Genomic DNA, 9774 nt, shown 5'->3' with positions numbered 1-9774 from the left:
CCGCAGGCGGTTGCGGGGAGGGTGGCACGGCGGCGCCGGTATCGGTTACTGACAGGGTCCGGGCAGGAATCATCGCGACCTGCTGGCTGTCGGTGTTGGTGTCCCACCAGGCAATCCTGATCTCCGGTAACGTCATCTCACCGGCTTGCACGGGGACCAGCGCGATGGTCTGTTCCAGGGTGGAGATCAATCCCTCGGGCGTCACCTCGGTGCTTCTCCCCGGCTGGTCGGGGTAGGCGCGGATTCCCGGTGGTGTGCTCTCGGGTAGCGGCGGCAGCGCCTCCGAAGGAAGATCGCTGGCTTTCAGGGTGATCCGGCGGGTCAGGTTCTCGCCCATGTCCACGTCCAGGGTCGGTGGCAGGCCGCTTTCTTCCAGGGACAGGTCGCTGGCGGGAAGCCAGGTATTGCCGGTAAATTCGGCCGGTACCGGTTTTACCGGAACGGTAAAGAACTCCTCGCTGTCCCTCAGGAACTGCAGCTTGCCTTCCTGGGTCCGGGCCTGGCCCTCGAACCGGATGGGGGGCAGGTCAAGCTCACCCGTCTTCTGTGGAAACACTGCATAACGCCTCTCAACGACCCGATAACGGACGCCGTCGCGGAACCGGGTATATTCTTGCTGTTTTCCCAGGCTCTCGATGATGGCATGAGGGTGTTCCGGCTCGGACAGTTCGCCCCGGATGAGATTGCCGGTAAAGAACAGGCGAACCGTCAGGGTCAGTTGTTCCTGCACATAGACCTCGGCCTTGTCCGCGGACAGCTCGACAAAGCTGTCCCGGACTTCGGGGCCCTGGTCCGGCCCGGAGCCCGAGATCACCTCAACGGTCACTGGCTCCGAGGTGGCATCCTTGAAGGTGAGTTCGGGAATGGTAAGTTTGCCGGTGTGTGTGGGGGCCAGTTGGTAGGTCCAGGTGATCTCGCCGATCATCTGGCTGTTGACGGTGCGGATACTGTATTGCTGGTTGCGGGCGAGGATCTCGAAATCCGGTTCGACCTTTTCGATGTCCGGCGCGGGCAGCTGGGACAGATCGAACTCAAACAGGTTGCTCAGGTTGATGTCCAGTTCCATGGTGCCCCTGACCGTGACGGTCAGCACCTCGCCCTCATACAACTGCTTGCGGTCAGGCTCCACGGACAGCTCACCGGCGCAGGCCGGGAAGGCCAGCGCCATGAGCAGCCACAATCCCGTCATTTTTGCCAATATCCGTTTTACCATGGTGTATCGCCCTCAGCGGGTGGTGTCTGACGTTCCTGGTACTGTTGCAGGAATTTCCGGCGCAGCAGGCCGCCGGGATTGTCCGGAATGCGTCTGAGCCATTGTTCCTGCCCCTGGGTCAGGGGTGTTTCCGAGATTGCGGCCGGGGCTTGTGCCTGTTGCGCGTCCTGTTGTTCCCGGGACTCTCCCTGTTGGCCTGTATCCGAATCCTGCTGCGATTGCGCGGGGTCCGATTCCTGTTCGCCCTGACCGTTCTGCTGACGGCTGTCCGATTGGCCAGATGGATCCTCCCCGGAAGGAGAAGGCTGCTGTCCGGCTTGTTGGTCATCGCCCTGCTGCGACGGATTGTCCTGGCTGCCGCCCTCGGAATTCTGGTTCTGTTGTTGCTGGCTGTCACCCTGGCCTTGCTGATTCTGTTGCTGTTGCTGCTGTTCCAGCAGTTGCTTTACCAGATCCCGGTTGTGGCGGGCGTCTTCCATCTCCGGTGCCTGTGCCAGGGCCTTGTCGTAGGCTTCCAGTGCCTGCTCGAGCTTGCCGGCCCGGGCCAGGGCATTGCCCCGGTTGTAATCTGCCTCCGGACCGTCCAGTGATCCATACAGTTTGGCGGCCTGTTCATACTTACCGGACCGGTAGAGTGCAGGGGCCCGCCAGGAGGGGCCTTCGAGTTCACGGGCGGCCTGTTCAGGATCCTCCCGGATCAATTCCGGCGCGCGTTGGTCCTCGCGCTGCCAGAGGCTGTCCCAGCTGGCGGCCTGCGCCGGTTCGGGCATCAGGGGCAGGATCAGCAGGGCAAGCACCGCGAACCCGCCCCGGCGCCAGCCCAGCAGGAGAAGCGGGAGCGCGAGCCAGAGCAGCCAGTAGCCGTCATCCTGCCATCGGTTCACGGTCCGGTCTGCATCGGCGGATTGCCAGTCATCGCTGTCCGAGGGCGCCAGTTTCAGTGCCTCGATATCGGTGTCGTCGAGGGTCAGGGCGTGAAATGAACCGCCGGTTTCCGTGGCCACACGGGAAAGCGCACCGGGGTTGGCACGGGTAATCACGATCTCCCCGTTTTCCCGCATGAAGCCCCGCTTGGCCAGGGGTATGGGGCCGCCGCCCTCGGTGCCGACCATCAGGGTGCTCAGGGAGTAAGGCGTGCCTGCCAGAGCGTGGGTGATGCCGGGCAGGTATCCCTCCCGGACATCATCGGTGATCAGCAGGATCTTGCCTCTGCCCGGGGCGCCCTGTTCGAGCAGTTCCGTTGCCCGGGTGACCGCCAGATCGGCGCGGTTGCCCTGGGCCGGCATGATCGTCGGGTCCAGCACGTTGAGCATGGCTTCGATAGTGCGGGCATCATCGGTCAGGGGCGTGACCACGTGAGCATCGGCTGCGTAGACCACCAGACCATTGAGGCTGCCCTCCCGGGTCTTGAGGATATCCCGGATCTTGCGTTTGGCTCGGGTCAGGCGATCGGGTTCCACATCGGTGGCGACCATGGACAGCGACAGGTCCAGCACCATGACCAGGCTGTCTCCCGGCTGTTTCAGGGGCGTGGGTGCTTCCCGCCAGGCCGGGCCGGCCAGGGCAACAGCCAGTATCACCAGCGCCAGGGAGACCGGAACAAGCGGAGAACCACCTCTACCATTCTGCTGACCCCCGGTCCGGATCAGAGGCGACAGCAGGGGTGCAGGAATCAGTCGTGACCAGCCACTATCGCCGTGGCCTGCGTTGCGGATTATCACCACGAGTATCGGTACCGCGAGAAGTAGCAGCAACCAGAGCGGGCGAAGGAAATGGAAGTCAGCCATGTTGCGCTCCTCCCCGCGCTTCTGTGCGGGATTGGCTGCGTCGGGCGGCGAGGCTTGTCAGGGCGGCAATCAGCCACAGACCGGTCGCCATACCCGCCGGCCAGACGAACAGCTCGGTCACCGGACGGTAGAATTTGCCCTCCAGTTCGATGGCTTCGAGCTGGTTGATGCTTTCATAGATCATTTCCAGTTCGGGCAGGCTACGGGCTCGGAAGTACTGGCCGCCGGTGGCCTGTGCCATGCGGGTGAGCAGGCTTTCGTCCAGGTCCCGGGAGGGGTTCACCCGTCGGGAACCGAGCAGGCCCCGCTGCACCATGGTGTCGGCCCCGATCCCGATGGTATACAGCCGGACGCCGGCTGCTGCGGCGATTTCCGTGGCCTTGTCGGGACTGATCTCCCCCGCGGTGTTGGCGCCGTCGGTGAGCAGCACGGCAACCCGCTGTTCCTGGGGGCGTTCCCGTAACCGATTGACGGACAATCCGATGGCGTCACCGATCGCCGTGGCCCGGCCTGCCATGCCCAGCCCCGATTCCTGCATCAGGGTGCGCACGGTTTCCAGGTCAAAGGTCAGTGGCGCCTGGACATAGGGCTCGGTGCCAAACAGGATGAGGCCGAGCCGGTCGCCTTTGCGCCGCGAGATGAAATCGTTCAGCACGTGTTTGACCGCCTGCAGACGGTTGATGCTGCGGCCCTGGATCACCATGTCCCGTTCGTCCATGGAGGGGGAGATATCCACCACCAGCATGAGGTCGCGCCCGGTAACAGGCAGCTGCACCTGCTCACCCACATACTGGGGTCGCGCCAACGCCAGCACCAGGAGGAGCCAAAGAAGAACGAGCAGCAGTCTGCGCCACCACGGGGTGGCGCTCCCTTGACGACTGACGCCGGGCAAGTCGGATAACCAGTGCCCGGTGGGCAGGATCGGTGCGTCCACCTGCCTGCGGGTCGGTCGGCGCCACTGGATCAACAGCGGGAGCAGGGCGATGACAAGGACCCAGGGATAGGCCAGGCTCAGCATTTCTGCCCTCCCAGCCAGTGACGGGCAAACTGGATCGCTTCGACGGGATCGGCCTTTACCGTTGGCTGCCAGGCGGCATGGACCATCGCCTCGAGCCGGTGTCGTTCAGGACTTTGCCCCTCTGGCGCCGTGGCGATCAGGAAATCCACCCAGGCGCCACCGCTGAGGGCCTGGGGCCGGCTTCCCGGGTGGCATTCCCTGGCTGCCTGCTTGAGCAGGGTGTTGAGGCTGGCGAACCAGGCAGGCGTCGGTTCCGCCTTTTGCTCGAGGTCGGTCAGAGCGAGGGTTGCCTGCCTGCGCCAGCGATTGCGACGCCTGCGGCGAAGCAAGGCTGCCACCGCCAGCGCCAGGACAACCAGGATAAGCACGGCAAGCACCCACCAGCCCGGCGCCGGTGGCCAGAAACCACCAGTGGCGGGAAGATGGATGTCGCGCAGCTGGCTCAGGGGATCCTGCGGATTCATCCGATGCGCCCTCTTGGCCCGAGCAGGGACTTCAGCACCGAGGCAGGATCCTCGCCGGTTGAAACCGTCGCGGAAACCACGCCGGCAGTGCGGAAACAGGAAGCCAGCCGTGTTTCGTGGGCAGTAATGCGTTCCCGCCAGGCTTTCTGGAAACGGGGATTGCCGGCATCGAACCAGATCGGGCCGTCGGGCCCTGCGACGGCGAACCGGCCGCTGTCGGGCAGATGCTGCTCCAGGGGATCGACAATCCGTACGGCGTTGACGACATTGTGGCGTGCCAGGGCACCCAGCAGGGAGGAGGTCTCGTCCGAGATTTGCAGGAAATCACTCAGCACGAAAATACGGCTGCCGGTGTGGGCAACGCGCCGTGCTTCGGCCAGGGCCTGATCGAGCCAGGGGCCATTTTTCATGCCGGTGGTGGGCAGCCCGCCATGCCGGTCGGGTTTGTGTTGCTGTTCCGCCAGGGAGTCCAGCAACCGTAACACCGACTTCTTGCGACGGGCCGGGCGCAGTACCTCCAGGTGCTGGCCGTTGAAGACGATACCGCCGACCTGGTCGCCGGCCCAGAGCGCCAGCCAGGAGAGGATCGCCGCCAGCTGGGCGCAGCGGACCTGTTTGTAGGCGCCGGTGCTGGCAAAGAACAGGGTCGGACCCAGATCACACAACAGCAGTACCGGACGTTCCCGTTCCTCTTCGTACAGTTTGGTGTGGGGGGACTGGCGCCGGGCAGTAACCCGCCAGTCGATGCTGCGGATGTCATCGCCCGGCTGGTACTGGCGAACCTCGGCAAAGGCCATGCCGCGCCCCCGTTGCGGCGAGCGCTGCAGGCCTGCCTGCCGGGACCGGAGCGGTCGCGCCGAGGGCAGCTTCAGGGCCCGGGCATCGGCCTGCAACCGGATCAGGTCGGGCAGGCTGATGTGTGTGGTGGCTTGGCTGCTTACCATGGTGTTTGGTCTTGCACAGGAATGTGAGGGGCTCAGGCGGCGACCGGAACCCGGTCGATCAGGCGCGCGATGATCGCGTCCGGCGTCATGCCCTCGGCTTCGGCCTCGAAGGTCAGCAGGATCCGGTGCCGGAGCACATCAAAGGCCATGGCCCGGACGTCATCGGGGGTGACATAGTCCCGGCCGTCCAGCCAGGCACTGGCACGGGCACAGCGGTCCAGGGCAATGGTACCCCGTGGGCTGGCGCCGAACGCGGTCCAGCGGGCCAGTTCGGGGTCCAGGCTGGCTGCATCCCGGGTTGCCAGTACCAGGGCCAGTAGATATTGCTCAACCGGTTCGGCCATGTAGATGTCCGCCGCCTCGGCCCTCGCGGCAAAGACCTGTTCCGCACTGATCCGGGTTTCCGCCTTGGGCAGTCCCTGGCGGTAATCGTTCCTCGCCAGGTGCAGGATGGCTTTTTCGGCCTCGGCTGAAGGGTAGTCAATTACCACGTGCATCAGGAAGCGGTCCAACTGAGCTTCGGGCAGCGGGTAGGTGCCCTCCTGTTCGATCGGGTTCTGGGTGGCCATGACCAGAAACAGCTTGTCCAGGGGAAAGGTCTTGAGGCCGACACTGACCTGCCGTTCACCCATGGCTTCCAGTAGGGCAGACTGTACCTTCGCGGGCGCACGGTTGATTTCGTCAGCAAGTACGAGGTTGTGGAAGATGGGACCCTTCTGGAATTCGAATTGTCCGGTTTCGGCCCGGTAGATCTCGCTGCCGGTAACATCCGACGGCAGCAGGTCCGGGGTGAACTGGATACGGTGGAAGTCCCCTTCGAGGTGATCCGCCAGGGCCTTGATGGCGGTGGTCTTGGCCAGCCCGGGCGCCCCTTCCACCAGCAGGTGGCCGTCCGCCAACAGGGCAATGAGCAGCCGGTCTACCAGTTTTTCCTGGCCAATGATCCTTTTGGCTAACTGTGACCTTAACTCCCTGAACGTATGCTGTAGTGACATTGGATGTAACTGCTCCCCTATCCATGTCCCGTCAAGGAACCGTATTGTTCGTAAGTAGTTGCCGCAGTTTTCGCATCTGGGCAGCAAAAATCAAGGGCTTGACTATGCTTATGTGGCATTACGTCGATTACGTTTATTTCACACTGACAAGAGGTAGATCATGAACGCGTTGACTGTGGCCCGCAAGGAACAGTTTTTTGAGCAACTCGCTGATGCGTTTTCCCAGAAAATTGCGAAGACAGAGGCGAAAAAAATCAGTGAATTTGCAAAGCAGCATTACGCGCACATCCCTCTTGAAGAGTTAGTGAGTCGGCGATTCTCGGATACCTACGGCGCCATTCTCGCTGCCTGGCAATTCCTGCAGAAGCGAAGTGCGGAGGAAACCCCGGTCTCGGTATTCAATCCGGATCTGGAAAGTGACGGCTGGCAGTCCACTCACACTGTCATCTTTATTCTGCATCCGAACATTCCGTTCCTGATCGATTCCCTGCGGATCGCCATCAACCAGCGGGAAATCGGCACCCATTCCATTCAGCATTCGATCCTGCAGGTCGACCGTGACAAGGACGGCAAGCTCAAGAAGCTGCACTCCACCAAGAAGAGCGGCTCGGGAGCGGAGTACGAAGCCTTTATCGTTCTCGAGATCGACCGCCACAGTAATCCGTCGGATCTGAAAGATCTGGAGGAGGCGCTGCAGACGGTACTGCACGAAGTGCGGATCGCGGTCTCGGACTTCAATGTGGTGACTGACAAGGTCAACCGGATCATCGGCGAGCTGGACGATACCACCGCCGGCATCAGCGACGAGGAAAAGGAGGAGGCCAGGGCGTTCCTCAACTGGCTGGCTCAGGACCACTTTACCTTCCTGGGTTACGACGAATACGACTATGTGAAGGATAAGAGCGGTGTGGTTGTGCGCCGGGTCGAGAACTCGGAGCTGGGTATTTTGCGGGTCAACAACGAACGGCCGGACCGGGTCCGCCTGAACGAGCTGCCCCAGCGCACCCGGCACGAAATGACCCGCACCGACGACATCTTCATCTTCGCCAAATCCGCCCAGCGCTCGCGGGTGCATCGCCCGGCCTACCCGGACTACATCGCGGTCAAGAAGTTCGACGACAAGGGCGACGTGGTCGGTGAGCGTCGGTTCCTGGGCCTGTATACCGCCCGGGTCTATAACGAGCGGCCCGATGAGATTCCACTGTTACGCCGGAAGTTCCAGAGTGTGATGAAGCGTTCCGGCTTTCTGCGGGATGACTACGCCGGCAAGGAACTGGAACAGATCCTCACGCTTTACCCACGGGATGAGCTGCTCCAGATCGAGACCGATGAGCTGCTCCGGGTGGCCAAGAATATTCTCTACATCCAGGAGCGCCGCCGCATCGAGCTGTTTATGCGAGAGGATGTCTATGGCCAGTTTGTCACCTGCCTGGCCTTCTTCCCGCGGGACATCTACAACACCGAGCTGCGTCTGAAAGTGGAGCAGGTGCTGTTCGAGACCCTGGAAGCGGAGGACATCGAGTTTGTCACCCACTTCTCCGAGTCGGTCCTTGCCCGGGTGCAGTTCACCATCCGGGTGCCGCAGGTAGAGAATCGCCAATTGCCGATCGCCGAGATCCGGGAAAAGGTGATCGACCTGGCCCAGTCCTGGCGCGACGGTCTCTACGAGGCGCTCAGCGAAGCCTACGGCGAGGAGCGCGGCAACGAATTCTACCGGCTCTGGGCTGGAGGATTTCCGCCAAGTTACACCGATATGTTCTCGCCGCGCCGGGCTGCAATCGACCTTGATCACATCGCTGCTTCGGCGGATAGAGATGATCTGGCCATGAGTTTTTACCGGGCGTTGGAGGAGGATGAGAGCACCCTCCATTTCAAGCTGTTCTACCCGGATGAGCCCCTGCCGCTGTCGGACGTGATGCCGATCTTTGATAACCTGGGCTTCCGGGTGATCGGAGAGCATCCGTTCGAGGTCCTCGACCGCCACGGCAAGTCGGTATGGATCCACGATTTCACCCTGCAGGCCCACACCGGGGAAGTGGTGGACATCCACCGCATCCGGCCGATTTTCGAGGAGCTGTTCCGCCGGGTCTGGCACGGCGAAGCGGAAAACGACGCCTTCAACCGCCTGCTGCTGTCGTCGTACATGAGCTGGCGCGAGATTGCCCTGTTGCGTACCTACGCCCGTTACATGCGCCAGATCCGTTTCTCCAACAGTCAGACCTTCATCTCCAATACCCTGGTCAACCATGTCCAGCTGACCCGGACCCTGCTGGACCTCTTTGACATCCGCTTCAACCCGGAGCGTTATCAGAGCAAGGGCAAGAGCGAGGCGGCCCAGCAGAAACTGGAGATCGAATTCAGCGCGGGCCTGGACAAGGTTGAAAACCTCAGTGAAGACCGTGTCCTGCGTCTCTACCTGGAGCTGATGCAGGCTACCCTGCGCACCAACTATTACCAGTTGGATGACGACGGCAAGCCGAAGTCATACATCAGTGTGAAGTTTGATCCTTCATGCATTCCGGACATGCCGCTGCCGCTGCCGATGTTCGAGATTTTCGTTTACTCGCCGAGGGTCGAGGGCGTGCACCTCCGGGGCGGCAAGGTCGCCCCGGCGGCGCGGTCGGAGTCGGCGTCGTGGCCGCGGCGGCGCTGACCCGGCGCCGCTTCACGCACCGGATGCCCGCCCTCCGCGGCCGCCCGGTGCGCCACGCGCGCGGCGCCTTCCGGCCCGCCGTCGGGGCGCGCGCGCGTCTCGCTCCAGTCCAGGATCCAGAGCGCGACGCACCCCAGGACGATCCAGAGGACGGCCCACGCCATCGTGAAGGGGAGGCCGAGAATGAAGGGCCTGGCGCGGTTGAAGGGGACGGCGCCCGGCCACGTGACGGCGAGCGCGTACAGGATGAAGAAGCCGAAGACGGCGATCCGGACGTGGGAGATCTTCACGCGGAGAGGTCCCTCCTTCGGGCGGGTCGGGACTGCGGCGGGGCTGTTCGGGTGTCGAACATGCATCGCAATCTACGCGTCGCGCGGCTGGCCGCCAGCGGGCTCCGCCGGATGAGGGGTGCCGGGTCGGAGGCGCTCGATCGAAGATCGCCAGCCGGGATACTTCCGCGGGGGCGGCTCAGCGACCCGTGAAGTCCGGGTCCCGCTTCTCCACGAAGGCGCGCACGCCCTCCCGGCCGTCCTCGGAGGCGAACGCCGCGAGAAAGAGTTCGCGCTCGAGTTCCAGCCCCGCGGAGAGCGGGGTTTCGAAGGCGCTGCGGATGGACTGCTTGGCGAGTCGGAGGGCCACCGGACTCCATCGTGCCATTCGCCCGGCGATCTCCTTCGCCTTCTCCAGGTGCTTCCCCTCG

8 protein-coding genes and 1 pseudogene are annotated in these 9774 nt (G+C 63.1%); 1 reads left to right on the top strand and 8 read right to left on the bottom strand.

The window, feature by feature from the left end:
* From R6W86_RS16060 to R6W86_RS16035, 6 genes are all read right to left on the bottom strand, one after another.
* Positions 1–1189, bottom strand: a 1189-nt coding sequence (locus tag R6W86_RS16060) for a BatD family protein (protein WP_410330369.1), incomplete at its 3' end; no start/stop codon positions are given.
* Positions 1190–1206: 17 nt separating this feature from the next.
* Positions 1207–3000 carry a VWA domain-containing protein gene (locus tag R6W86_RS16055; protein ID WP_410330368.1) on the bottom strand — a complete coding sequence of 598 codons (1794 nt, stop codon included), beginning with the start codon at positions 2998–3000 and terminating at the stop codon, positions 1207–1209.
* Positions 2993–4018, bottom strand: a complete 1026-nt coding sequence (locus tag R6W86_RS16050) for a vWA domain-containing protein (RefSeq protein WP_410330367.1) — start codon at positions 4016–4018, stop codon at positions 2993–2995. The genes R6W86_RS16055 and R6W86_RS16050 overlap by 8 nt, the downstream gene beginning before the upstream one ends.
* Positions 4012–4482 (bottom strand): DUF4381 domain-containing protein, encoded by a 471-nt coding sequence (locus tag R6W86_RS16045; protein WP_410330366.1) that lies wholly within the window; start codon positions 4480–4482, stop codon positions 4012–4014. The genes R6W86_RS16050 and R6W86_RS16045 overlap by 7 nt, the downstream gene beginning before the upstream one ends.
* Positions 4479–5426 carry a DUF58 domain-containing protein gene (locus tag R6W86_RS16040; RefSeq protein ID WP_410330365.1) on the bottom strand — a complete coding sequence of 316 codons (948 nt, stop codon included), beginning with the start codon at positions 5424–5426 and terminating at the stop codon, positions 4479–4481. The genes R6W86_RS16045 and R6W86_RS16040 overlap by 4 nt, the downstream gene beginning before the upstream one ends.
* Positions 5427–5458: 32 nt before the next feature.
* Positions 5459–6421, bottom strand: coding sequence for an AAA family ATPase (locus R6W86_RS16035; protein WP_410330364.1), 963 nt, complete (start codon positions 6419–6421; stop codon positions 5459–5461).
* A 160-nt stretch (positions 6422–6581) separates the two neighbouring features.
* Here R6W86_RS16035 and R6W86_RS16030 point away from each other — a divergent pair.
* A pseudogene (locus R6W86_RS16030) lies at positions 6582–9029 on the top strand (NAD-glutamate dehydrogenase domain-containing protein); the annotation flags it as partial.
* On the opposite strand, the gene R6W86_RS16025 reads toward R6W86_RS16030, so the two are convergent.
* Positions 8981–9364, bottom strand: coding sequence for a hypothetical protein (locus R6W86_RS16025; RefSeq protein WP_410330363.1), 384 nt, complete (start codon positions 9362–9364; stop codon positions 8981–8983). The pseudogene R6W86_RS16030 and the gene R6W86_RS16025 overlap by 49 nt on opposite strands.
* Before the next feature lie 178 nt (positions 9365–9542).
* On the bottom strand, positions 9543–9774 hold a 232-nt coding region (locus tag R6W86_RS16020), incomplete at its 5' end, for an enoyl-CoA hydratase-related protein (RefSeq protein ID WP_410330362.1).

The organism is Marinobacter sp., from assembly GCF_046484525.1.
Taxonomy (GTDB): Bacteria; Pseudomonadota; Gammaproteobacteria; order Pseudomonadales; family Oleiphilaceae; genus Marinobacter.
Note: the sequence above shows the minus strand (reverse complement) of the source record. Positions and strands in the feature narration are given on the sequence as shown.